This is a genomic window from Parasegetibacter sp. NRK P23 (genome assembly GCF_023721715.1).
Classification (GTDB): Bacteria; Bacteroidota; Bacteroidia; order Chitinophagales; family Chitinophagaceae; genus Parasegetibacter.
The window spans coordinates 11,652-36,851 of the sequence record NZ_JAMDLG010000015.1 but is presented as its reverse complement, the minus strand read 5'-3'; the positions used below and the strand labels follow the sequence as shown (position 1 = coordinate 36,851).

Here is a 25,200-nt window from a genome sequence, read left to right as displayed (position 1 = left end):
AGCCGCTTTAGAAATCTAAAATTAAGAAAATAAAAGTTCCGCAATAACACAGAATCTTTGCGTGAAATCTTCCCGTGAAACCTACCCGAAAATACCACCTTTCTTCAAAGTCACTTTACCATTACCGATCTTAAATCCGTTCTGATAAATCTCTACTTTATAATCACCGGGAACATATTTATCGGTTTGTTTCAGGTCGAAGCTTACATTCTTGCGCTGACCTTGCTCGTATTCAACGGTGATCTTGTTGGTGTAAGTTTTCTCACCTTCTTCACGGGTAGTGAAGGCGCCGGATCCCAGGCCACTTTCAGTGATTACTTTACCATCAGGCGCGGTAACGATCACGAAAAGCTCTTTGGTGCCTGAAGTAGCGAGACGGTTGTCTACATCAAAAGAAACGCGGAACTTATCGGCTCTTTTCGCTTTGGAAGTTGCAACTTCTTTACCACCGCTTTTTTCGTTAAGCGCGGTCATGTTAAAGTTGTAAGCGTTCAGTGTGGACCCTACATCTACTTTACCTTCCAGTTCAGTTTTAACGGTACTTACCGTATTGTATTCTTCCTGCAGCTGTGCTTTTTCAGTGCTCAGCGTGGTGTTTGCGGTGGTAAGCGTCTGGTTTTCCTGGCTCAGACGGGCAATTTCTTCTTCCATGCCCATAATCTTACTGTTGAGTTCTTCAATCAGTGATTTGGCCCTGTTCAGTTCAGCTCTTGTAGCGTTCCTGTTAGAAAGGATGCCGCGGATTTCAGATTTCAGTTTAGTTACTTCAGATTCTCTTTCAGACATTTTGCCGGAAAGCTGGTTGTAAGCGCCGCTGATGGAATCGAGGCGAACGATGGCCGCATCATATTCAAGCTGGATGGCTTGTTTGGCGGAATCGGCTGTGATCACCTGGGTTTGTAATTGGCCTGTAACTTCTTTGTTCTTATTTTTATCCCAGATCACATAACCCCAGGTACCAAGCAGTGCTGCGATAAGTACACCGTAAATCAGTCCACGACTGTCTTTCTTAGGCGCTTGATTCGGTGTGTTGGCGGATGGATAATTAGTGTTTGTCATTGCTTCCTGTTTTAAATTATTTGTTTAGAATTATTCGGTTTTATGGACTTTCAATCACTTCGTCATTTGTTACTCCTGGATATTGAAACGGTACCGCAATACCCTGAGTATGAACAGCTGCCGGAGTTATGGAAAGCGCTCTGGTGTACCAAAATTTCAAAAGCCATGCCAGAAAATTTTTCGCCCGACGAAGCATACCTTCAGAAAGCGGGAATTATGGCCGAATTTGGGAAAATTATTTGTATTTCCACCGGATTCTTTTACGAAGATAAAGAGAAGGGTATCTGCCTGAAAATGAAATCACTGTACGGGGATGACGAACGGCTGTTGCTGGAGGAATTTATTCAACTGACGGAAAAATTTCTGAAATCTTTCCCCGGCATGCAATTAGGCGGGCACAACATTAAGGAGTTTGACGTGCCCTATCTCTGCAGGCGGATGATCATTAACGGGCTTAAATTACCCGATTTTTTACAGGTTCAGAACAAGAAGCCCTGGGAGGTGAACTGGATCGATACCCTGCACTGGTGGCGCTTTGGCGATTTCAAGAACTATACTTCACTGCACCTGCTGGCCACCACATTGGGAATACCCACTTCAAAGGATGATATTGATGGTAGTGAAGTGCAGCATGTATATCACCGCGAAAAGAACCTCCTGCGCATCGTGAATTACTGCCAGAAAGATGTGGCCGTTGTGGCCCAGGTGATCCTTCGCTTTAAAAATTTGCCGCTCTTGCCGCCTGGTAATACATTTGTGGCCCTGCCCGATGGAAACACCATCGAGGCTGAAAACTTCCCGACATGGCAGCCGACAAAATAATCGCAGACTGGAAAAAAGGCTCCTTCAAACCCGTGTACTGGTTGGAAGGAGAAGAGGATTACGATATTGATGTGGTAACGAATTACGCGGAACACCATATACTTCCTGAATCGGAAGCAGGTTTTAACCTGACGATCCTGTACGGAAGAGATACGGATTGGGCCACCGTGATGAACGCCTGCAGAAGGTATCCCATGTTCGCGGAACGCCAGGTGGTGGTGCTGAAAGAGGCCCAGCAAATGAAAGACATCGAAAAGCTGGAAGCTTATGTGGAACAACCACTCAGTTCCACCGTATTCGTAGTGGCCTACAAAGGCAAAAAAGTGGATGGAAGAAGTAAGCTCGCCAAGGTGCTGAAGGAAAAAGGCGTGATGCTCACCACAAAAAAAATGTACGACAACCAGCTCCCGGACTGGACGATGAACCTCATCAAAGGGAAAGGATTCGATATTTCTCAGAAAGCGCTGCACCTGCTCGTGGACCATATCGGAAACGACCTGAGCAGGATTGATAACGAGGTCAGTAAATTGCTTATCAATATCGGACAACGGAAACAAATAACCGAAGATGATATTGAAAACTACGTTGGGGTAAGCAAAGAGTTTAATGTATTTGAATTACAGGCCGCCCTCGGAAGAAAAGACATGGCCAAAGCCATGACCATCATCCAGTATTTCGGGAACAACCCCAAAGCCGCGCCCATCCAGATGGTGTTGCCCGCTATCTATAATTTCTTCTCCAAAGTTTATATGATCTTCGGCGTTAGCAGCGGGGACGAAAGGGCCATCGCAACAGCGATTGGTGTAAATCCGTTCTTCATGAAGGATTATATGGCTGCGGCAAGGGCTTACCAGTCGCAGGGCGTGGAGAAAGTTTTGTTGTTGTTGCACCGGTATAATTTACGCAGTATCGGTATTGACGATGCGGGAACGGAAGACGCTTCTTTACTGAAGGAAATGGTGGTGAAGATGATGATGTAATTTTTTGTAAATTTACCTGGATCAAAAAAAATAGAATGCATATTGTAACGATACAAGTGAAAAGTGTTGCTGGCATGAATGGTATCCGTGCATTGAGCAAGAAGCGCAGCATAGATTTTGTGGAAGAAGTGGAATGCGCTTCTCCAGCTTTAGAGGGGAAACGCCTCTCAATACAGGCGTTTAAGGAATGGATCAATGATGCAGAACAACAACCTGCTTTAAGTTTGAAAAAAGTGAGATCAGAATGGGAGAGAAAGAAAAAGGAACTTTTAAAAAGTATAAAGTAAGTATAACAGAAAATGCTTCGAGGAATATAGATGAGATAACCGGGTACATTGCATTCATTAAGAAAGAGCCGCTGAATGCAGCAAGAATAGGGGATAAGTTTTTTTCGGTTCTGGAAAGGATTGAACTCAATCCTTTCGCATTTAAAGAATGTCCGGAATTAAGAACAAAGTCCAGGATTTACAGGCAGGCAAAGTGTTTATCTTGGATTATAATTTATAAAATAAACCTTCAGGATGTTTTGATATTGGGCATCTTACATGCTGCCAGAAAGCCTGGAGAAAAGAAGTTACTCAAAAAGGCAACCTAAAGGCATAAGTTTAAAGGTGTGCAAGCGCCTCCTCCTTGTCCTTCGCCAACTGCGCTTTCAGCGCATCCAGTCCCGAAAACTTCTGTTCTCCCCGAAGGTATTTGACTACTTCAACACGTATCGTTTCCCCATAAAGATCCCCTTTGAAATCGAAGATGTTCACCTCGATGGTTCGGCGCGTACCGTCTACAGTAGGGCGGTGCCCTATGTTCATCATTCCTTTTTTGGCGGTATCTGCCATTTGTCCGGGGATATACACCATTACCGCGTAAACACCGTTTCCGGGTGTGAGTTTTTCCGTATCAGTCACCTGTAAATTAGCGGTGGGATAACCGATTGTTCGGCCAATACGGTTGCCTTCCACCACCAGTCCTTCGAAGTTGAAGGGATAACCCAGCAGGCCAGCGGCCAGTTCCGCATCGCCCTGCTGTACCGCTTCACGGATGCGGGTGGAGCTCACGGCGGATTCTTTTAAGAGTTCCGGCGCTATTTCAAGGAGTTCGAACTTGTTGGCGGAGGCGTATTCTTCCAGCATTTTGAAATCACCGGAGCGACCGTTCCCAAAACGGTGGTCGTAGCCGATGATCAGTGTATGCGGTTGAAAAAGTTTCAGCAGGAAATCTTCTACATACTGGGTGGCGGTGAGGGAAGAAAAGGCTTCCGTGAAAGGAACGATCACAAGATGGTCCACGCCCGCAGCCTCCAGTAAAGCGATTTTTTCTTCGAGTGTATTGATGAGCTGTACAGGATGAGCACCCTTGACGATCTGACGGGGATGTGGGTGAAAAGTGATGATCACGGATTCTCCGCCAATGCGTGCGGCTGCTGCGTTCAGTTGCGCGATGATCTTGCAGTGTCCGCGGTGCACCCCGTCGAAAGTTCCGATCGTGACCACTGCCTTCCTGAATACCGGGAGCCCGTCTGTTCGCCTGTGTACCTGCATAATTGAAAAGTCCTGCAAAAGTACGTGAATCCTTCCTATTTTTGCCGCCTAACCGGAAAAGGGTAATTATGAGTCTGTACAATAAAAGGGGCGTTTCGGCCCAGAAAGAGGAAGTGCACAAGGCCGTTGAGAAACTGGATAAGGGGCTTTACGCCAATGCGTTCTGCAAATTGTATCCCGATTACCTTTGTGGCCAGTCCGACTGGGTAAACGTAATGCACGCCGACGGCGCAGGTACCAAAAGTATTCTCGCTTACCTCTACTGGAAAGAGACCGGCGACGATTCCATCTGGAAAGGCATCGCGCAGGACGCCATCGCCATGAACCTGGACGACCTGCTTTGTGTGGGCATCTACGACAATATTCTTTTCTCCTCTACCATCGACCGCAACAAACTGCTGATCCCAGGCTCCATACTGGAGAAAGTCATCAACGGCAGCCAGGAATTTTTCGATCAGCTCAAATCATTCGGGGTGAACATCCAGTTCCTCGGTGGCGAAACCGCTGATGTGGGTGATGTGGTGCGCACCATCGCTGTGAATGGTACCATGACCGCCCGCTGGCCCAAACACAGGCTCATCACCAACGACAATATCGCTCCTGGTAACGTGATCGTGGGCCTGTCCAGCTATGGGAAAGCCGATTATGAGGAAGAATACAACAGCGGACTGGGCAGCAACGGCCTTACCAGCGCCCGCCATGATGTGCTCAATAAATTTTACGCGGAACACTTTAAAGAAACCTACGAACCTGCGTTGGGCGATGATGTGGTGTACATCGGCCCACACAAAATGACTGATGCCATCAACATCGATGGATTCGGAATGCAGAACGTAGGTAAACTACTGCTAAGTCCAACACGTACTTATGCCCCGGTGCTGAAGAAAATACTGGAAGAACAATTTGATGCGGTGTCCGGACTGATCCATTGCAGTGGCGGCGGACAAACCAAAGTACTGAAGTACCTGCCTGGCAATATGCGCATCGTTAAAGACAACCTGTTCCCCACACCGCCCATATTCGAAATCATTCGCAAAGCTTCCGGCGCGGATTCCAGGGAAATGTACCAGGTGTTCAACATGGGGCATCGCCTGGAAATCTTCACTTCGGAAAAAGATGCCGACAAAATAATTGAAACCTCGCTTTCATTTGGTGTGGACGCAAAAGTAATTGGCAGGGTGGAAGAGAGCGATAAGAAAGAACTGATCATCCGGCATGGAGAAGAAGAGATCGTGTTTTAAGTGCTAAGATTATATTGTATAGAAAAAGCCCGCGGTAAAAGCGGGCTTTTTTTACATACGCGACGTGATGGTATTACCCTTCTTCCAAGCGGAAAGTAATGGGTTGTTTTTTATAAGAGTTTACTTTTCTGCCATTTTGAACTGCGGGAACCCATTTGCCGTTACTTTTATTGATGATACGCAAGGCTTCCTCTCCAAGTCCTGCACCGGGATCTTTCACAATGGAAGCGTCTTTGATAACGCCTTCAGTTGTTACAATGAACTGTATCACGGCCATTCCTTGCACGTTTTTATTGATGGCGCTATCCGGATAACGCAGGTTCTCATTCAGGAACCTGGCCCATTCTTTTAACCCTCCTTCAAATGTTGCTTCCACTTCTGCTTTCTGGAAGATCTTATCGATTTCCTGGTTAGCCGTTGCGGCTTCTGTTTTAAAAGTTACTTTGTAATAGACAGGGCTGGTTTTGGTTGTGAGTTTTGACGAGTATTTATAATGTTTTAACGCGGCTCTTTTTACTTCACCCGATAATGCTTCCTGTATGCTACTTGCATCTGGAGGAGTAGCAGCGCTTTGTTTACCATAGCCCACTACTACAATCTCGTGCAGGGTGTTTGTACCGGCAGGGGGCGCCTTTAAAATTTCAACATTGGTAATGTTGCCGTCAACATCTTTGGCGAGCCGGAAATAAACTGTTCCGCCTTTGTTGCTTTCCAGTACATTGCTGGGATAGCGGAGGGTACGGTTCATGTGCCGGCCAAATGATTTGAAGAAGTCATCCTGTATGGTTTTATTGGGAACAGTATCCGTTTGGGAAGTTGTACTGGCGTTAAAATGTTTTACCGGAGCAATTTCTTCTATATCAAGTTTCTGGAAAGCGGCAATGCCTTCCAATATTTTCGCGGCGATCTTTTCCTGGTTTTTGTCTGCACTCAGGAATTCAACATCTTTTTTATTAGATAGATAACCGCATTCCAACAGGATGGCGGGGCAGGGTGCGGCATCCACCACCCATATTCCCGTTTGCCTTGTTTGCAACACTTTTTTGGTCTTGTACACTTCGCTGAGCTTTAAAAGAAGTGCGGAACCAAGAAAAATATTCTCTTCTTCAAAAATCGTGTTCTTCCACGATATAAAAGCGTCTATGCCCGACTGCAATTGATCTTCCGGAACTTTTACGCCGCCTTTTACTGTTGGTTCAGCGCCGATATGCAAAGAAATAAACAGGTCGGCTTTACTTTTTTTAGTGAACTCCGTTCTTTGTTTCAAATCAGGATAAGAATCATCGTTCCTCGTGAGCAGCACGTTAACGCCATAGTTGGCGGAAAGCGCTTTTACTTTCTGCGCGATGGCGAGCGTGAATTCTTTTTCTAATCGATCGTGGCCCTGTGCGCCGCCATCTTGTCCGCCATGTCCGGCATCAATCACTACAGTGAGCGGTGTGGCCGATTTTTCATAATTGGATGCAGGGTTTGCGGATGCTGATGATCCCGGCATGTCGGAATGAATGGACTTCTGCGCACGCAATACAAATGCGCTGAACAGCAGTGTGGCAATGGGCAGGATCATCAGCCTTCTCAGGTAGCTGAAACTGGTGTTGGAAGTGGTTTGTAAAATCATGGCTATACGTCTTTTAATAGGTGAACGAAAGAAATAATGCACAAGCGGTGATTGTTTTTTCTCATGGATAGCGTGTACCAGTAGGATTTCCGCGTAAGCGTAGCGGTCGCTGCCGGAACTGGCATATTCATCGGCAAGGAATTCGTGGATGGTATGGAGTTCCCTTTTGATGAGGTGAAACACCGGGTTGATCCAACAGATGGCGGTGGCGAGTTCCATGAACACATTATCGATCGAATGGCGTTGCTTCACGTGGAAGAGTTCGTGCCGGAAAAGTTGTTGACCTTTATCCGAATCGAGTGGGAACTTCCGGTTCCAGAAGATATTGCTGAAAAAAGAGAAAGGTGTTCCGGGTTCATTGGTCTGGTACAGATGGATGTCGCTTACAACTTCCTGCGGATACTTGCGTTTGATGTGGAAGATGGAACGAAGCGAGGTCCCAAAATAAAATATCTTCCACATTACGATGCTGCCATATAACAACAGCGCTATTCCCGCAATGGAGAAAAGTGGGTGACTTACCAGCTCGCTCCAAAGGTCGGTCTCCATTTCACCACCAGTTACAACAATTACTTCAAGCGTCTTATATACAAACGCGGGAGTGTCTTCCTCCTGTGGAAACAGGAAGGGGATGCGGAGCACCGGTACAACAGCGCTCACGAGTACAGCAGCCAGCAGGTAGAACCTGTTGTAATGGTGGAACGATTTATTTTTCAGGAAAAAATGGTAGTAAGCGTACAGGATCGCGGAGCAGAGGATCATCTTTGAAACATACAAGAGTAAGGCTTCCATGGTATCAGGCTTTTCCGGATGATTTAATTTGTTGCAGCAAAGCTTCCAGTTCTTCCACCGAAATGGAATCATTCTTCACGAAGTGGGAGACCATACTGGCGGGGTTCCCTTCGAAATAATTGTTCACCACCTGCTTTAAACTGGAGTTGCCGTACGCCTGTTTGCCGATTGCGGCGGAATAGTAATTATTCCGGCCTTGAGCCTCGAAACGTACAAACCCTTTTTCGATCAGGATTTTCAGGATCGTGGCCACTGTGTTCGAATGTGGCTTTGGTTCCGGCATTTCATCCAGGATATCTTTCAGAAATCCGCCGCCCGATTGCCATACTGCCTGCATTACCTGTTCTTCCGCTTTTGTAAGTATTTTCATCACTAAAAAATTAGTTACCCGAAGCTAAAACTAAAAGTTTAGTTTTGTAACTATTTTTTTAGTTAATAGGTGTTTTAGCAAATCTTTAACAGTGTTTTCCACATGTTGTATGGGTGGTAAACCCTGTTTTTGCGTCTTAATTAGTGTGTAAGCAGTTGAATTTGCTTGATTGGAATGAAACTACAGGAACGAATTGTGGTGTATTTTTCCACAGGGGCTATGAGAAACGAACTTCGTGTGCTACCTTTGCAGACGGTTTCGGGTAAGCCCCTGGGTTATAACTTTCCCTTTGCAACTTCCCCTGAACATATCGCATCTTTTGACTGTTATCTATTATAATCATTCTTAATAATTACTATGAGGCAACTTAAGATTGCTACCCAGATCACGAACCGGGATTCCCAGGCGGTTGAAAAATATCTCCAGGAAATCTCCAAAATCCCGATGATCACCCCCGAAGAAGAAACGATTCTCGCACAGCGGATCAAGATGGGTGATCAGAAGGCGCTTGACAAATTGGTACAAGCGAACCTGAGGTTTGTGGTGTCGGTGGCTAAACAATACCAGCACCAGGGGTTAAGTTTGAGTGACCTGATCAATGAAGGTAACCTCGGTCTGATCAAAGCTGCCCAGCGTTTCGATGAAACAAAGGGCTTTAAATTCATTTCTTACGCGGTATGGTGGATCCGTCAGTCTATCCTGCAGGCTTTGGCCGAACAGGGACGTCTGGTGCGTCTTCCGCAAAACAAGATCGGAACCTACAACAAAGCGAACAAAGCTTATATGGCTTTTGAACAGGAGCACGAGCGTGAGCCTTCTACTGAAGAACTTGCTGAAATCCTGGAAATGAGCGAAACCGAGATCAACAATATTTTCCAGAGCAACAGCCGCCACACTTCACTCGATGCACCCGTGCACGAAGCGGAAGACGTAGCTATGGGTGACCTGCTGGAAGGTGGTGATGATACGGATGACGATGTGATGAAAGATTCTCTCCGCAATGAGATCCGTCGCGTACTGAAATCACTCAGTCCACGCGAAGCGGAAATCGTGAACGCCTACTTCGGTCTGGACGGCGAAAATGGTGTTACCATTGAGCAGATCGGTCAGAAATACGATCTTACCAAAGAACGTATCCGCCAGATCAAGGAAAGGGCGATCAAGCGTTTGCAGAAAGCACGCTACTCCAATGCGTTGAAAGCATACCTGGGGTAATCCTTGGTGAAGTATATTGAATGGTATCCCCGCTGCGTTTCAGTGGGGATTTTTTTTTGAACGAATTTTGTGTGAGGGTGTTATTAATTTCTCGCAACGACGCCTGCTTCTTTCCTCGCAGGTGCAACGGGTTTTTAGATTAGGTATTTTTCGAAGGGGATGAGGTTTTTATTTTCAATTGTAGGCATGAAGTTTCAGTAGATTTAAAAGATTTAGTGTAATTAAATCACGTTCTAAACCAGTATCGAATATAATTCGGGTGTATCAAATAATCAACCGCCAACGTCGCGCCGTGGCGTCGTTGCGAGAAACAAAAACAAAACGCTCCAACAAAAATCACCTTAAAGAAACCATGAAAAAAACACACTTAGGAATACGCCTCATGCAAAGCACTATCGTGTTTCTCAGTGTTTTACTCCTTATTTCCTGTGAAAAAAATATCTCCTTCACTCCTGAAATCACCACGCCTTCCATAGTGGTGGATGGCAATATTGAAAACGGCATGCCACCGCGGGTTATCCTTACAACCTCTCTGAATTATTTCAGCAAAATAACCCCTGAAGAACTCACGGGCTCATTCGTGCGCGGCGCTTCCATAGAAATATCAAACGGAACACGCACGCACCGCTTAAAAGAATACGCGCAGCCCCTGCCTTCCGGTGCCAGCCTGTATTATTATTCTATCGATTCTTCCAACCTCGCAACGGCATTCGTTGGGGAGCAGGGCAAATCTTACCGTATGAAAATTGTTGCGGATGGCACGGAGATCACTGCTGAAACAACTATTCCCATTTTGAGTAAAACAATAGACTCCCTTTGGTGGAAAAAAGTAGATTCAAACAAGGATACCACCCTGGTAAGCCTGATGAGCCGGGTTACCGATCCGCCCGGATTCGGTAACTACATCCGTTATTTCACCCGCGTAAACAACGGGTTTTTTCTCCCCGGGCTCGCCTCCGTTTACGACGACCAGATCGTGGATGGCACCACCTACGATATTCAGGTGGATAAAGGGGTCGACCGGAACACCACGATCGATCTTGAAGATTACGCGTTCTTTTCAAGAGGGGATACCGTAACCGTTAAATTCTGTAACATCGATAAAGCTACCTTTGATTTCTGGCGCACCGTGGAGTTCAGTTACCAGAGTATAGGTAACCCATTCTCTTCTCCCACAAAAGTTACTTCTAACCTGAAAGGCAGGGCGCTCGGCTATTTCGGAGGCTACGCGGTGCAGTACCTGACCCTGGAAATCCCCCGTTGAACAGGTTATGCACATGATATACAGGCGTTGGTAAAGCCGCCGTTCGGAATTGATTTTTTCCGGTTAATTTTGGCCCACATTGAAAATCTTTTAAGCTCAGACCAGGTATGGAAAATTCGATAGAAAAAGTGCACTGCCTCATTATAGGTTCCGGTCCTGCCGGATATACCGCCGCTATTTACGCCGCCCGCGCCAACATGAAACCCGTGTTGTACCAGGGTATTCAGCCAGGCGGACAACTCACCATCACCACGGAAGTGGAGAACTATCCAGGTTATCCGGAAGGCATTCAGGGGCCTGAGATGATGGTGCATTTCGAAAAACAAGCCCAGCGTATGGGTGCAGATATCCGCTTCGGTATCGCTACAAAAGTGGACTTCAGCAGCAAGCCGCACAAAGTGTGGATCGACGACAATAAAGAAATTCATGCCGACGCGGTAATCATTTCCACAGGCGCTTCCGCCAAATGGCTCGGCCTGGAAAGTGAACAACGCCTGAACGGCTTCGGCGTGAGCGCCTGCGCCGTATGCGACGGTTTCTTCTTCCGCGGTAAAGACGTGGCAATTGTGGGTGCCGGTGATACCGCCTGCGAGGAAGCGATCTATCTTTCAAAACTTTGCAATACTGTACACATGATCGTGCGCAAAGGGGAAGATGGTATGCGTGCCAGTAAAGTAATGCAGGACCGCGTGAAGATGACCTCCAATATTGTGATCCACTGGCATTCAGATACCGAAGAAGTATTGGGTAAAGACAAAGTAGATTCCGTAAGGATTAAAAACCTGAGCACCGGCGCATCCACCACCATTCCCGTGAGCGCGTTCTTCGTGGCTATTGGTCACCAGCCGAATTCAGACATCTTCAAAGAGTTTCTTGACATGGATGAAGCGGGATACATTACCACTGTTCCAGGTACGTCCAAAACGAATGTGGAAGGGGTATTCGCCGCCGGCGACGTGCAGGATAAGATTTACCGCCAGGCCGTTACCGCCGCAGGAAGTGGCTGTATGGCCGCTTTGGATGCGGAAAGGTACCTGAGCGCTGCGGGACTGGCCTAAACAATGCTTCCCGAAATATACTATCTTAGGGGCCGTATCAAAATGATACGGCCTTTTTAGTTGGCCTTTCACGCTTTTGATGCGACGTCCGTACTGTTCTTTCGAGTAAATTTCTTTATGCAAACCATCACCATTCATTTAAAACAACTCCGTTTCTTCGCTTACCACGGCTGGCATCCCCAGGAACAGCAGACCGGTAACCAGTTTGAACTGAACATTATCGTGAAATTGCATCCCGCAAAAGAAGTGGTACGCAAATTGGAAGATACAGTCAACTACGCCGATATTTATGAACGTGTGAAAAAAAGAATGGAGAAAGCAACGCCCTTACTGGAAACTGTTGTCATGGAACTGGCGGAAGAAATTGCGGCCGCGCACCCGGTGATCGCTGAAATGGAGCTGTTCCTTGATAAGCTGACCGCCCCAATCGCGGGAATGGATGGAAGGGTAGGCGTTTCTTACTCCTGGAAAAAAAACAACTGATTCAATTTCCACCTATGAGAAGATGTTTTCTGATATTAACGTTGATGCTTACGTGCAATTTCATCTTTGCACAGCAGGTGCCTGCACTGATGAGTAAAGGCGAGGAGTATGAGGCGGCATTGAATGAACAGGCGGCATTAAAAACTTACCAGCAGGCGCTCAGGATCCAGCCCACCCATGTTTCCGCGCTCGTGAAATGTTCCGAGCTCTGCGCCCGGATAGGCTTCAGGCAGGAAAAAAACGAGGCCCGCAACGATTATTACCGCGCCGCAAAAAAATACGCTGAACTGGCGCTGAAACTGGAACCCAAAGCGGCCGCGGCGCACGTGGCCATGGCCATCGCATTGGGAAGAATGGCCATGGTGGCTTCCGCAAAGGAAAAAGTAGCCGCTGTAAAGGAAATAAAATCCCATGCGGAGCAGGCACTGGAAGCCGATCCTGATAATTTCAAGGCATACCATGTTTTGGGGAAATGGCATTTTGAGGTCTGGAACCTAAACAGTGTAGAGCGCACGGCCGTAAAGCTTTTCTATGGCGGTTTTCCCAAAGCCAGTTTGCAGGAGGCCATCACTTATTTTGAAAAAGCCAGGAACCTGCAACCTAAGTTCCTGCTGAATTACCTTGAGCTCGCCAAGGCCTACGACAAGAACAGCGAAAGGAAAAAAGCCATCCAGGCGCTGGAAACAATGTTGCAATACAAAAACCTCACGGAAGACGATTCCAATGCGAAAAAAGAAGCGGGAGAATTGTTGAAAAAATGGAAGTAGGCTCGTTTATTCTGTCCCCTCGCGTGAAACCTTGTCCATCAGTTCAAAGCCGGTAATCATCTCTTCTTTCATCTTTTTGAGGTAACCGCTGATGGTGCCGGGATCAAACTCCTGCATATCTTCCAGTTTTACGGCTATGCGCGACAGTTGTACCAGTCCTGCGGAAACCGCGGTGCCGCTTAACTTGTGCGCTGAATACTGAATGCCTTTCATGTCCTGGTGCTCGAAATGCTCCTGGAGTTTGGTGAAACTGTTGCTGATTTCTTTCCGTGCGATGCTGAAGAACTCTTTCAGCCTGGCTTCGTTATCGCCCACAATATCTTTTACGATGTCGATGTTCAGGTGCACTTTCATTTTGCGCACCCAGGTGTCAATTACGTAGGCGATGCTTTCCATTACAACGGGTTTGGTAAGGTAGTCGTCCATACCGGCAGCCAGGCATCTTTCTTTTTCCCCGATCGCGTTGGAGGCGGTGAGCGCGATGATGGGGATATGCGTTTCAGGGAAGGTGGCGCGGATCATTTTCGTGGCCTCGTAGCCGTTGATCTCCGGCATCAGGATATCCATGAAAATGATGTCGGGCAGGTTTTCAATACATTTCTGAAAACATTCTTCCCCGTTAACGGACTCTTCAATGGTGGCGTAAGGCGCGATGCGTTTAATGATGGTTTTCAGTAAAAGCATGTTCACGCCATTGTCTTCAGCGATGAGTACTGAAAAATGTTCTGTGTTACTTTCAGTGGATTCGGTTTTTTCGTTCATATCGGGTTGTTCGGGTTGTTCCGGGGGCGTGTCCTGCGCGGTTTGAAGCAGCAGGGAAAAATAAAACGTACTGCCTTCGCCAGGGGTACTGCTCAGTTGCAGCTGGCTACCCATGAGGCCCAGCAGTTTGTTGGAGATGCTGAGACCTAGTCCGGTGCCACCATATTTTTTTGTGGTGGAGGCATCTTCCTGCAGGAATACGTCAAATATCTTGTGTTGCTTTTCTTTCCTGATACCGATCCCTGTGTCTTTGATGGCGAATCGGAAATGGTGGTGGTTAGGGCGTTCGGCGGGCTTTGCTTCAATCTTCATTTCGATCTCACCTTTCTCCGTAAATTTCACGGCGTTGCCGAGCAGGTTGATGAGTATCTGTTTGAGCCGGATGGGGTCGGTCCAGATGTGTTTTGGCGTATGTTCCGCCATTGCGAGGGTCATCTTCAGGCCCTTGCTTTGCGCCTGGAACGCCAGTACATCTGAAGCTTCTGAAACCAGTTCGTGCAGGTCGCACCGTTCAATGTCCAGTTCCAGTTTTCCCGCTTCGATCTTAGAGAAATCCAGGATGTCTGAAATAAGATGAAGCAGCGTATTCGCGGATTGGTTCACGATGGAAAGGTACTGCTGCTGGGTGGGGGAGAGTTCGGTTTTCAGGATCAGGTCGGTGAACCCGATCACACCATTCAATGGGGTGCGGATCTCGTGGCTCATGTTGGCGAGGAATTCCGATTTGGCAAGACTGGCCTGTTCGGCCTGCAACTTGGCGGCCCGGAGCTCTTCGCGCTGAAGGCACATTTCGGTGATGTCCTGGGTAAGCATCATGATGCCGCCCGTCTGGCCATCGTATTGGTACCAGGGGCGTACTTCCCAGCGGAGGAACTGGTCGTGCTCCCAGCCATCGGGGCGCCAGCGGTCCTCTTCATTTCTTTCCACCGCGCCGTTCAGGCAACGCAGGTGAATTTCTTTCCATTCATCTGATATATTGGGAAAAACCTCGTAATGCGATAATCCCAGGATATTCCTTCCTGTAAGTTTGTATTCTTCCAGCCACCTGCGGCTATAGGCGATATACCTGAATTGTGTGTCGAACATGGCAACCGCGGCAGGCGTGTTTTCAACGAAAGCCGACAGCATCGATTTTTCCAGTTGCAGGTCGCGTTCTGTTTTTGTTCCGGATACCGATCCTGCTGGGCCCCCATTCAACAGGTACCGCAATACCGCAAGGTCTTCATTCCCCAATACTTCTTTCACCCTCGGATCATGTTGTATCCGGGCCATAAGTAGCGCTATCGCCTCTTTATCGGGGCCTTCCGGCAGGTTACGCATGTAGCTGGTTTTAGCTGAACGGTAGCTTCAAATATAGGAAGAGTTTGAAAACAATGTAAGAAGGGTATACAAACAAAAACGCCTGGAGTTTGAAGTTCCAGGCGTTTACTCTGTGGAAGCACACGGGCTCGAACCGCGGACCCTCTGCTTGTAAGGCAGATGCTCTAAACCAACTGAGCTATGCTTCCTTTTCCTTTTTCGCTGCTTTCGTTTGTGTTAGTAGCGATTGGGAGTGCAAAGATAGAATTCTTTTTATTTCTTCCAAATTTTGATGAAAAAATTTTCGGATTTTTTTTCAGAATTTTTGATCCGGAACTGAAATCATCGTGCACAACTGGTTGCCGAAGATTGTAAGAACTGATAATTTCGCTTATTGCTGATGGTTAGACTCAAAACAAGGTCGAATTACAGCTTCCAGGGTGTGATGGTATTCACCAGTTCCTGCTGGAAAGGAACGGAAACCTTGATGTAATTGTCGGTGTAACCTTCCATCATGCCATTCTTCTCCTGTCCTTCAAAAAGTACGCCGCGTGTTTCCCCCGTGTGTTGGGCCGTGAAGTATTGCATCTTCATGTACGATAAGTTGCGCAGGGTTTTATTCCGGGCGTTCCTGGTGGAAACGGGTACAACGGGCGACAGTTCCAGCGCTTTGGTATGGTCCCGTTCCGAATAGGTGAACACGTGCAGGTAGGATACATCCAGGCTGTGCAGGAAATCGAAGGTTTCCCTGAAATCTTCTTCCGTTTCTGAAGGAAAGCCAACAATCACATCCACGCCAATGGCGCAGTGTGGCATCAGTTGTTTGATGGTTTGTACCCGATCGGCGTAGAGTTCCCGGCGGTACCTTCTGCGCATCGCGCCCAGTATCTTATTGCTCCCGCTCTGGAGCGGAATATGGAAGTGGGGCATGAACTTTTTGCTGCCGGCCACGAATTGTATGATTTCATTCGTGAGCAGGTTCGGTTCGATAGACGAAATACGGTAGCGTTCTATGCCTTCAACCTTATCCAAGGCCTGCACGAGCTGGTAAAAATCTTCTTCATGCTTTTTGTTGCCATCCGGACCTTTCCCAAAGTCGCCCAGGTTCACCCCGGTTAATACAATCTCTTTTACCCCGGATGCGGCCAGTTCTTCCGCGTTGCGCACCACATTGGCAATGGAGTCGCTCCGGCTTTTGCCACGGGCCATCGGGATGGTGCAGAAAGAGCAGGTATAATCGCAGCCATCCTGCACTTTAAGAAAAGTACGGGTGCGGTCGTTGAGGGAGTATGAAGCATTGAAACCGGTGATGGCTTCCACATCGCAACTGCATACTTTGGCGCTGTCGCCTTTGGTCAGCTCGCGTAAATGGGCTGCGATATTGAATTTCTCCGCGGCGCCCAATACAAGGTCAACCCCCTCAATGGAGGCGATCTCCGCCGGTTTAAGTTGCGCGTAGCACCCGGTGATCACCACAAAGCTTTCCGGTGCCCTGCGTTGGATCCTTCTTACCAGCTGACGGCATTCCTTATCAGCGTTATCGGTAACGGAGCAGGTATTAATAACATACACATCTGCCTGATCTTCAAAAGGTTTCTTATCAAAACCCTCATTTTCCAGGAGACGCGACAAGGTGGAAGTCTCCGAAAAATTCAACTTACACCCCAAGGTATGAAACGCTACAGATCTTTTTTCCATCGCGCCGCAAAAGTACAGCTTTTATAAGATTCAATTTTCCCTATATTTATTCCCCCATAAACCGTACACGATAGTATGAAAAAGGCCTTTCCTTATATATTGCTCGCACTCATGGCCCTTGCGGTGCTGTTGCTCCGGAAGAACCAGTCGCCGGAAACCGATACTACTCAACCGGAAAAGACCACAAAGAAGAAGGAGATTGACAGGAACCGCGGCTTCGACAGGCGTACATCCTACCTCGAATATACCGCCCATGCCCGTTGCAGGATGCAATGCCGGAAAATTGCACAGCGGGAAGTGGAAGAGATCATGAAAAACGGGAAAATCAATTACAAAAAATCGGACGTAAACGATAAACCCTGTCCCACTTACGCCCTGGAAGGTGTTACCTCCGATGCGCAGCGGGTGCGCATCGTGTTCGCGCAGTGCGACCATACTACAAAAGTGGTCACTGCCATCGACCTGGAAACTGATTTTGAATGCGATTGCCCCGGCGATAAAAAGAAATAATATGCAAGCCGTATTCTTTCCTTTCCGTTTGTTGTACTTCATTTATGTTGCAATCGTATTTATAGTACTCATGTTATTGGTACTTCCGGTATTACTGGTGGCCGTTCCCATGGGGGCCATCCGCGGCGGAAACCTGCTTTTCCACGCGTGTAAAATCTGGTCAGACGTTTGGATGGCGCTTTGCGGGATTTATTCGCCCAGGATCTACGCCTGGAAAGGCCCCATCCCCGAAAAATGTATTTATGTGGCCAATCATATTTCCTACCTCGATATCCCCATGATCTTTAAATGCGTGCGCAAGCCGATACGCATACTCGGTAAGGCGGAAATGGCCGCTGTACCTGTCTTCGGGTTGATCTACAAAATGGCCGTGGTGATGGTGGACCGGCGCAGTCCAGAAAAAAGGGCCGCCAGCATCAGGCGTCTCCGGGCCGTATTGAGGAGCGGGATATCCATCTTCCTTTTTCCGGAAGGAACTTTTAATGAAACAGGCGCGCCGCTGAAAGAATTTTTCGATGGCGCTTTCCGGCTGGCCATTGAAATGCAGGTGCCCGTGCAACCCGTGCTTTTCCCTGATACCATGGAAAGAATGCACTACAAAAGCTTACTGGAACTGAATCCCGGAAAGTGTCGCTCGGTTTACCTGGAGCCCGTTCCAACGGAAGGACTTACCATGAAGGACCTGCCCACGTTGAAAGCGGAAGTGCACCGCAGGATGGAAGCGGGTTTGCTGGCATGTAGGTGAAAAAACGGTTGTGGCTCGGTGTTAAAACGGATGGCTGCATTTTTGCCGTCCACTTATTCCTTCCTAACTTGGCTGCTTAATTCCTGAATTTGTTTGTAGAAGTGATCATACCATTGGCGTTGCCAAAGAACTTTACCTGGTCGGTCCCCCCTGAATGGGCGGATCAGGTGAAACCAGGCATCAGGGTGGAAGTGGTATTGGGGAAGAATAAAAAATACGCCGGGCTGGTGAAGAAGGTGCACCACCTGCCGCCACAGGGTTTCGATCCCAAACCAATCCTGAACATACTCGACAATGAACCGATCGTGTATGAGCACCAGTTGCAGTTCTGGGAATGGATGGCGGGGTATTATATGTGCACGGAAGGAGATGTGATGCAGGCTGCGCTCCCTTCTCATTTTAAGCTCTCAAGTGAGACCGTGCTGAATTACAACGAAGTATACGGAGACGATTTTCAGGAACTGGATGAAGAAGAGTTCCTGGTGGCAGAAGCATTGCTGATCCGGAAGGAACTGCGGATCGCCGAGGTGCAGCAAATTTTGGATGCGAGCCATGTGTATCCTGTGATCAAGCGGCTGATCGACCGGCAGGTATGTCATGTATGGGAGTCGTTGAAAGACACATATAAAGAGAAGAAGGAAAATTATGTATTGCTGCATCCGGATTTCGGGGAAGAAGCGCGCCTGGAAGAATTGCTGAACAACTGGTCGCGTGCGCCCAAGCAAATGGAGTTGCTGCTGGCGTACCTGCACCTGCAGAAAACAATGGGCGAGGTGAGCCAGGCTGATTTGTTGAAGAAGTCCGATGCCACGGCTGCGCAACTGAAAGGACTGGTCGAGAAGAATATCCTGCGCGTTGAAAAAAGATCGGTGGACAGAATAAGGTACCTGCCCAAAGATGTGAACATTGATTTTGAATTGTCTGAAGCACAGCAACAGGCTTTGAGAGCCGTGAAGGATAACCTGGAAGAGAAGCCGGTATGTTTGCTGCACGGTGTTACGGGAAGCGGGAAAACGCAGTTGTACATTCACCTGATGGAAGAATGTATCCGGAAGGGGCAACAGGTATTGTACATGTTGCCGGAGATCGCACTTACCGCGCAGATTATTCGTCGGTTGCAGAAGCATTTCGGTGGGCACATCGCCATCTACCATTCACGTTTTAACGCGAATGAAAGGATCGAGATATGGAACAAAGTGAAGTCGGGTGATATCAGGATCGTATTAGGCGCGCGTTCCGCGATATTTATGCCGTTCCGTCAATTAGGGCTGGTAATTTGCGACGAAGAACACGATACCTCTTTCAAACAGCAGGAACCTGCGCCACGTTACCATGCGCGGGACGCGGCGATCTATTTATCCGCGATGCTGAAAGGAAAAGTATTGCTGGGCAGCGCAACGCCTTCACTGGAAACTTACCACAACGCGGTGCAGGGGAAGTTTGGGTTGGTAAAACTGAACCAGCGTTACGGAGATGCTTCCCTGCCGGAAATCACGTTGCTGGATACCCGAAAGATGTTCAGTAAGGAAACCGGGAAGATCGTGATCGCGCCGGAACTTACCGAAGCCATACGCACATCGGTTGAAGCCGGGAAGCAGGTGATCCTTTTCCAGAACAGGCGGGGATATTCTCCCTACCAGTTGTGCGGCACCTGCGGCTGGATACCGCAGTGTAAAAATTGTAATGTTTCGCTTACCTACCACAAGTATTCACATAAGCTGCACTGCCACTATTGTGGAACGGTCTATCCACCGGTGCATATCTGTGAAAAATGCGGTAACCACCAGTTCGTACAGCGGAACTTTGGAACGGAAAGGATTGAGGAGGAACTCCTGGCGCAGTTGCCCGAAGCGAAGATCGCGCGGATGGATATGGATTCAGTGAAGGGAAAACATGCCCATGACCAGTTGATTCAACAGTTTGAACAACAGAAAGTAAATGTACTTGTGGGCACCCAGATGGTGGTGAAAGGACTGGATTTTGAACACGTGGACCTCGTAGGGATCCTGGATGCCGACAGTATTCTCGGGTTCACGGATTTCAGGGTAAACGAAAGAGCCTTTCAGTTGATGGAACAGGTGAGTGGAAGAGCTGGAAGAAAGGACCACAAAGGTAAAGTGATGATCCAGGTCTCGAACATCGCCCACCCGGTACTGGAGTTGGTAAGGAAACACGACTATGAAGGGTATTACCAGATGGACATCAGGAACAGGCAGGAGTTTTTCTATCCGCCCTTCTCAAGAATAATCACGCTGACCCTGAAGCACCGGGATAAAGATGTGGTGAAACTGGCCGCGTTCCGTTTTGCCGACATGCTTCGCCCTAAAACCGGGAACTATATGGTAGGACCGGCTGAACCCGTGGTGAACAGAGTAAGGAACATGTTCATTCAGGAGATCACCTGTAAACTGCCACGGGATACCAATTTTCTCCGGGACATCAAAGCGTTCATCCTGGACAGGATCGCGCTGTTGCACCAGGACAAACAATTCAGGCAGGTCATTATTACGCCCGATGTGGACGCGCTTTAATTAGCGGCACACAACCATTTTACTGCTCCGGAAGCGCATACCATTGCCTGTAAGCACGCCTGATGTACAGCAGGAGCATAACCAGCAACAACACCGCACCTGCTATTTCTGCGTAAGCAACGTAATCAGCAAAGCCGATGCTACTGTAGGTTTCCCAGTTTCCTGTGTTTTGCGCGTTTTCTATCAGTATCCGCGAATAAAGCGCATAGCCGATAAGGGGAACGAAGGGCAGCATATACACCCACAGGTTGAGTGAGATGCCCGTGACAATCGAGCGGCGCTTGCTGTTCCATGAGGTAAAAGAAACGATAAAGAAACTGATGAAATAAAGCAGCATGATGCTCATGATCCCGATTTCTTCCTGCCGGGTAAAGGCCGCGAAGAGGGCGGTAAGAATAGTAAGGATCAGTGCACTCAGCAATGACAGGAAAAATGATTGCCTGGTACTGTGGCGGAAAAGAAAAACAAGTAAGGTGATGCCCAGCGTAACGTAATAAAAGATACGGAGATAAACGTACAGGTATTCTTCATCCCAACGGTATTTCCGTTCGGTGATGTTGTTGATGCTGGTGGATAGTTCGTTTGTTTTATGCCGTTGACGTATCCTGGCCATCAGGCTCTCGGACGCATATTCGCTGTACCCGTAGTAATAGCTGCCTGTTTCGCCCGGAGGTATTTCGTATTTGGTGATGATCGAACGAAGTGCGTTGAGGGCTACTGGCCTGTCGGGGCGTTTAAAGTTTTGGATGGTATTCCGGTAAATATCAATGTCACGGAGTACCGCTACTGTGGAATGATCGTCGAGGTGATAATTGCTGAGAAAAGAATAATCGGGTGTTTCGTAGAGAATATAAGTTGAATCATCGAGTTGAACGGTGCTGTCGGACACGAGTAGCCTCTTGGAAAACGAAATACTATCGATAATGGTCATTGCCGGGATAGGGGTTAAGGCGATAGTGTCCATAGCGATTTCTTCCTGTTCGGAAATTACGACTTGTTGTTGAACGTTCGTGCCATCGGAGTTTTTTCTGACCCTGAAGGTGTCTGCGTTCCAGTTATGGTCCAGGGAGTCGTATTCCAGTTGCGCCACCAGTGTATTGTAGCGGTTGATATCTGTTGCGAGTTCTTGTGAAGTATAAGCATTGTTGGCGCGGAAAGATTCCACCAGCGGTTCAGTGAATGGGAAAAGCACGAAGATGCCCACAGCAATGAAATAGTGCAGGAAAACGGTGAGGCCGCTCCATTTGCTGATGGTGCCATATCGTTTGAATACATTGAACCGGAGCAGGTAGATCAGCCAGGTAACCAGTCCAAGTATGGATAGAATGCTCACAAAACCGATCCAGTAGCCGGCGGGGGAAGCGCTCCGGGGATCGTCGGGTACAATGAATGATATTGCGGCGATCCCGAGTATGATCAGCAGTCCGTAATACACAACGAGGTGTGTTCTGGAACTCCAGGCTTCTGGTTTATGGAGCAGCAGCCGTTGGTCGAGTTGGTTCAGGAACCCTGGTGCGAGGGGGCGTTTTGTTTGCATGGCTCAGAAGAATCTTTTGGTGGAATGGGTGATGTCCCTGAAATAGTTGACCGGAATCTGTTGTTGTACAAGACGGGTGATGATCTCCTGTGAAGTAAGCGTGGTGGTGGTAATGGTGTAGAATCCTCCGTTGAAATGTAATTGAACGCCATCCGCGTCAATGGCGCCCAGCAATTGTTCCCGGGAGGCCGTTGTTTCGAGTTCCATTACATAAGTGGAAGGAATCGTGTCTTGATGCGCACCGGTTTTGTGGATGCATGCCCCGTTGCTGATCATCAGCACCGTGTCCGCTACTTTTTCAACTTCATGCAGTTGTTGGGAACTTAATATCACGCCCATCGGATGAAAGGCGGACTTTGCCATGTAGCGCAGGTCGGTGAGGATGGTTTGCTGCGCGTTGATGTCCAGGTTGGCCAGTGGCTCATCCAGTATCAGCAGGCTGGGTTTCTGGAGGAGTATGCGGGCGATTTCGAAACGTGTTCTGTAGCCACTTGATATCTGGTTCCAGTTCAGGTGAGCGTATTCACTCAAACCCAGGCGTTCCAGCATAAAATCGACCATCACTTCATTTTCAGCGCCTTTTATTTCAGAAAGAGAAGCAGAGAAGTGCAGGTTATCTTTCAACTGGCCGTACCACCTGGGAATGCGTTGCGGGATAAAAGCCACATGGTGCTTGATGGCGTAATGATCCGGACGTTTCAACTGGGAATAGTGTATGCTGCCATCGTCAATAGACAACTGCCCGGCCAAACAACGGAGCAGTGTGGTTTTACCGTTGCCGTTTTGCCCTACAACGCCCAGTACATCGCCTGTGGCGATACTGAGTTGAATGGGTTGTAAACTGAAATTACCTTTGGAATAGGTTTTCGATATTTCTTTCGCCTCCAGCAAAGGTTTACCGATTGTTTGCGGAGGAACCGGCCGTTGCTCCAGTTTTTCGAGCAGGTGCAGTGCCCTTGCTTCGAAATCGGTGGCGCCTGTCCTGAATTGCTTGCTCAGGTTAATGCTTTCTTCCAGTAAGGTGGCGTCGCTGGAATCCAGTGCGGTGTCCAGCAACCGGCGCACGGCCAGGGCATGATCCCCATGCGAAAGAAAAGACCTGATTTCTGAAAGTTGTTGCATCAGTTTCTTCGTTTGATTTTGAAGGACAGTTGGATCGCTCTAGATGTAGTAGATGAATCAGGGGTTGCCGTTCCTTCATAGTTGCCTGAAACGTACCCATTGATTGGACCGTATTCGGTTATGGTACCCTGAAGTCCGTTTTGAACAGGGAAATAAACACTTTCGGTTTCACTGCTTAGTGATATCCACATGGTTGAAGTTGCTCCAGGAACGGGGTTGCCCCTCCATTGAACTGACATATTCATGTAAGGCGGAGTTCTTCTTGATGCCATTATTGTATGGATGGTATCACGAGGGTAAAATGACAACGAATCAACAGGGTAGAAGAAGTTATAATCTACATCATCTAGCTTAAAACGGATAAATTCTGTTGCTACACCATTGCAGGCTTCCAGTGCTCCGGCATCTACCGTTTCTGAAGTAACTGGAATAGTGACCGCATCGCCGAATACTGCTTGTGCTCCACTATTATCAATGGCAGTAAGTTCAACTTCAGTAGGCGTGAAAGAGCAGCCGGATACGATTATGGAAAAAGCGCCTTCCTCCACTTTGGCGGCATAGTTTAACCCGTCAAGTTCAATGCTTACAATTCCTTTGTCAACAGGATCACCCGCACAGTTGTTTACTGTGCCGGAAATGGTAATCGCTGCATTGGCAGGTATCGTAACTACCTTGGCACCCAGGTTGGCGTCTTGAGTGAAGGGGCCAATCTGCTCAGTGAATAGGACGTTGTTGCATTTGTTCAATACTTCCATTTTTAATGCCACACCTTTGGGAATCCATCCTTTCGAACTGCCGGATTCATCTGTTGTGCCAGTTGTCATAACACCTGTGTTTTCATTGGTGAGCCGGATGGTGGTATAAGGAAGGGCATTGCCATTCTGGTCTTTAAGTTGCGTGTTGAAGTAAACGAAGTTGGCGGGTACATCACAGTTCCAATAGGAAAAATGACTTACTTCTCCCACGTATTTCCCGTTTTGTTTAACGGCTGCGCCTTCCTCTTTCCATAGGCCCATTGTTTCATCAAAGTACCATAGGGGAATGGATGCCGGTGCTGAACCAGCCTGTTGTGCGGAGATCGGCATTTCCAGTACCGCTTTTTTGCCGGGGGCAACCTGGAGTTTTTCACCGGAAGCGCCGGTGATTTCCACGGCCATCATGCCGTAGGTAATCATGCCGGTAAGATCGCCGTCCGCGTCTATGCCACGAAGGTCGCCCGGCATGGTAAGGGAAAGGTCTTCATCTTCCGGCGAGAGGTGGTGCGCATATACTTGTACGATACCGCTATATGGATTGCCTGATCCGGTAACAATACTGTTGGGGGAAAAACTGATCACACTTCCACCCGGAACGCTGATGTTTCCGCCAGTGGTGGTAGGAAAACTTCCGGTAAGTTCTTTTTCTAGCAGGTCTATTTCAATATAATTTACCGCGTCGGTGCTGGCCACAAAGGTTCGTATGCCTGGAAAGTAACCCTCTTTGGAAGCGTTCACGAAGGCTGTTTGCTGCAATACGCTGGCGCCGTCAAGCAGAAATACACCGTTCTCATCTGTAACCGCCATGGTATTACCCGCGTTTACCTGAACACCAGGTAAAGGAACGCCGCCACTGGTGATCCTTCCACTGATAGATGTGCTGATGGTAATGTTGGGAACAGGGAAATCAAGATCTGAAGGAGGGGTGATTTCACGTTGGCAGGAAACACAACACAACAATGCAAAAAAAGCAAACAAAATGGGACGGGGAAAACACAATTTCATTCCTTAAGGGTTAATGGTTCCCTCAAATG

22 protein-coding genes and 1 tRNA gene are annotated in these 25,200 nt (G+C 48.0%); 13 read left to right on the top strand and 10 right to left on the bottom strand.

What is annotated here, in order from left to right:
- Nucleotides 1-81: 81 nt before the first annotated feature.
- The gene (locus tag M4J38_RS17675; RefSeq protein WP_251761134.1) at nt 82-1,059 is read right to left on the bottom strand and encodes a hypothetical protein; all 978 of its coding nucleotides are present in this window, start codon (nt 1,057-1,059) and stop codon (nt 82-84) included.
- 165 nt (nt 1,060-1,224) lie between these two features.
- On the opposite strand from M4J38_RS17675, the gene M4J38_RS17670 reads away from it, so the two are divergent.
- From M4J38_RS17670 to M4J38_RS17655, 4 genes are read left to right on the top strand one after another with little or no spacing between them, the layout of a single operon-like run.
- On the top strand, nt 1,225-1,881 hold the full coding sequence (locus tag M4J38_RS17670) for a ribonuclease H-like domain-containing protein (RefSeq protein ID WP_251761133.1): 657 nt from the start codon (nt 1,225-1,227) through the stop codon (nt 1,879-1,881).
- A complete protein-coding gene (gene holA / locus M4J38_RS17665; protein WP_251761132.1) occupies nt 1,863-2,861 on the top strand; it encodes a DNA polymerase III subunit delta in 999 nt (332 codons plus the stop codon). Before M4J38_RS17670 ends, holA begins: the two co-directional genes overlap by 19 nt.
- Nucleotides 2,862-2,896: 35 nt before the next feature.
- Complete coding sequence (locus tag M4J38_RS17660) at nt 2,897-3,148, top strand: hypothetical protein (protein WP_251761131.1); 252 nt, start codon at nt 2,897-2,899, stop codon at nt 3,146-3,148.
- Entirely contained in the window at nt 3,106-3,456 is a 351-nt protein-coding gene (locus M4J38_RS17655; RefSeq protein WP_251761130.1) for a type II toxin-antitoxin system RelE/ParE family toxin, read from the top strand. The genes M4J38_RS17660 and M4J38_RS17655 overlap by 43 nt, the downstream gene beginning before the upstream one ends.
- A gap of 10 nt (nt 3,457-3,466) precedes the next feature.
- Here the strand turns inward: M4J38_RS17655 and M4J38_RS17650 are convergent, their stop codons facing one another.
- Complete coding sequence (locus tag M4J38_RS17650) at nt 3,467-4,399, bottom strand: bifunctional riboflavin kinase/FAD synthetase (protein ID WP_251761129.1); 933 nt, start codon at nt 4,397-4,399, stop codon at nt 3,467-3,469.
- A 68-nt stretch (nt 4,400-4,467) separates the two neighbouring features.
- Between M4J38_RS17650 and M4J38_RS17645 the strand changes: the two genes are divergently transcribed.
- Nucleotides 4,468-5,640 carry an AIR synthase related protein gene (locus tag M4J38_RS17645; RefSeq protein WP_251761128.1) on the top strand — a complete coding sequence of 391 codons (1,173 nt, stop codon included), beginning with the start codon at nt 4,468-4,470 and terminating at the stop codon, nt 5,638-5,640.
- Between the two features lie 73 nt (nt 5,641-5,713).
- On the opposite strand, the gene M4J38_RS17640 is transcribed toward M4J38_RS17645, so the two are convergent.
- A complete protein-coding gene (locus M4J38_RS17640; protein ID WP_251761127.1) occupies nt 5,714-8,050 on the bottom strand; it encodes a TonB family protein in 2,337 nt (778 codons plus the stop codon).
- Nucleotides 8,051-8,054: 4 nt separating this feature from the next.
- Entirely contained in the window at nt 8,055-8,420 is a 366-nt protein-coding gene (locus M4J38_RS17635) for a BlaI/MecI/CopY family transcriptional regulator (RefSeq protein ID WP_251761126.1), read from the bottom strand.
- A 357-nt stretch (nt 8,421-8,777) separates the two neighbouring features.
- Between M4J38_RS17635 and M4J38_RS17630 the strand changes: the two genes are divergently transcribed.
- The 5 genes from M4J38_RS17630 to M4J38_RS17610 all read left to right on the top strand — a co-directional run bounded on the left by M4J38_RS17630 (nt 8,778) and on the right by M4J38_RS17610 (nt 13,207).
- Nucleotides 8,778-9,635: an RNA polymerase sigma factor RpoD/SigA gene (locus M4J38_RS17630; protein WP_251761125.1), complete on the top strand. Its 858-nt coding sequence runs from the start codon at nt 8,778-8,780 to the stop codon at nt 9,633-9,635.
- Between the two features lie 352 nt (nt 9,636-9,987).
- Nucleotides 9,988-10,899, top strand: coding sequence for a DUF4249 domain-containing protein (locus M4J38_RS17625; protein WP_251761124.1), 912 nt, complete (start codon nt 9,988-9,990; stop codon nt 10,897-10,899).
- Between the two features lie 107 nt (nt 10,900-11,006).
- A complete protein-coding gene (trxB, locus tag M4J38_RS17620; RefSeq protein ID WP_251761123.1) occupies nt 11,007-11,957 on the top strand; it encodes a thioredoxin-disulfide reductase in 951 nt (316 codons plus the stop codon).
- Between the two features lie 117 nt (nt 11,958-12,074).
- On the top strand, nt 12,075-12,440 hold the full coding sequence (locus tag M4J38_RS17615; RefSeq protein ID WP_251761122.1) for a dihydroneopterin aldolase: 366 nt from the start codon (nt 12,075-12,077) through the stop codon (nt 12,438-12,440).
- Between the two features lie 44 nt (nt 12,441-12,484).
- Complete coding sequence (locus M4J38_RS17610; RefSeq protein ID WP_251761121.1) at nt 12,485-13,207, top strand: lipopolysaccharide assembly protein LapB; 723 nt, start codon at nt 12,485-12,487, stop codon at nt 13,205-13,207.
- 6 nt (nt 13,208-13,213) lie between these two features.
- Here M4J38_RS17610 and M4J38_RS17605 read toward each other — a convergent pair whose 3' ends face one another.
- The 3 genes from M4J38_RS17605 to mtaB form a co-directional block, all read right to left on the bottom strand.
- On the bottom strand, nt 13,214-15,289 hold the full coding sequence (locus M4J38_RS17605; protein ID WP_251761120.1) for an ATP-binding protein: 2,076 nt from the start codon (nt 15,287-15,289) through the stop codon (nt 13,214-13,216).
- Nucleotides 15,290-15,402: 113 nt separating this feature from the next.
- Nucleotides 15,403-15,477 (bottom strand) — tRNA-Val (locus M4J38_RS17600).
- Between the two features lie 217 nt (nt 15,478-15,694).
- The gene (mtaB, locus tag M4J38_RS17595) at nt 15,695-16,966 is read right to left on the bottom strand and encodes a tRNA (N(6)-L-threonylcarbamoyladenosine(37)-C(2))-methylthiotransferase MtaB (RefSeq protein WP_256469245.1); all 1,272 of its coding nucleotides are present in this window, start codon (nt 16,964-16,966) and stop codon (nt 15,695-15,697) included.
- A 75-nt stretch (nt 16,967-17,041) separates the two neighbouring features.
- On the opposite strand from mtaB, the gene M4J38_RS17590 reads away from it, so the two are divergent.
- The 3 genes from M4J38_RS17590 (at nt 17,042) to priA (ending at nt 20,752) form a co-directional block, all read left to right on the top strand.
- Nucleotides 17,042-17,476 (top strand): DUF4258 domain-containing protein, encoded by a 435-nt coding sequence (locus tag M4J38_RS17590; protein WP_251761118.1) that lies wholly within the window; start codon nt 17,042-17,044, stop codon nt 17,474-17,476.
- A 1-nt stretch (nt 17,477) separates the two neighbouring features.
- Nucleotides 17,478-18,221, top strand: a complete 744-nt coding sequence (locus M4J38_RS17585; protein ID WP_251761117.1) for a 1-acyl-sn-glycerol-3-phosphate acyltransferase — start codon at nt 17,478-17,480, stop codon at nt 18,219-18,221.
- A gap of 101 nt (nt 18,222-18,322) precedes the next feature.
- Nucleotides 18,323-20,752, top strand: a complete 2,430-nt coding sequence (priA, locus tag M4J38_RS17580; RefSeq protein ID WP_308217830.1) for a primosomal protein N' — start codon at nt 18,323-18,325, stop codon at nt 20,750-20,752.
- A gap of 19 nt (nt 20,753-20,771) precedes the next feature.
- On the opposite strand, the gene M4J38_RS17575 is transcribed toward priA, so the two are convergent.
- Genes M4J38_RS17575 through M4J38_RS17565 form a run of 3 tightly spaced genes read right to left on the bottom strand, consistent with a single transcriptional unit; the run spans nt 20,772 to nt 25,171 of the window.
- Complete coding sequence (locus tag M4J38_RS17575; protein WP_251761115.1) at nt 20,772-22,289, bottom strand: hypothetical protein; 1,518 nt, start codon at nt 22,287-22,289, stop codon at nt 20,772-20,774.
- A gap of 3 nt (nt 22,290-22,292) precedes the next feature.
- Entirely contained in the window at nt 22,293-23,411 is a 1,119-nt protein-coding gene (locus M4J38_RS17570; RefSeq protein WP_251761114.1) for an ATP-binding cassette domain-containing protein, read from the bottom strand.
- Nucleotides 23,411-25,171 (bottom strand): carboxypeptidase-like regulatory domain-containing protein, encoded by a 1,761-nt coding sequence (locus M4J38_RS17565; RefSeq protein WP_251761113.1) that lies wholly within the window; start codon nt 25,169-25,171, stop codon nt 23,411-23,413. Before M4J38_RS17565 ends, M4J38_RS17570 begins: the two co-directional genes overlap by 1 nt.
- Nucleotides 25,172-25,200 lie beyond the last annotated feature (29 nt).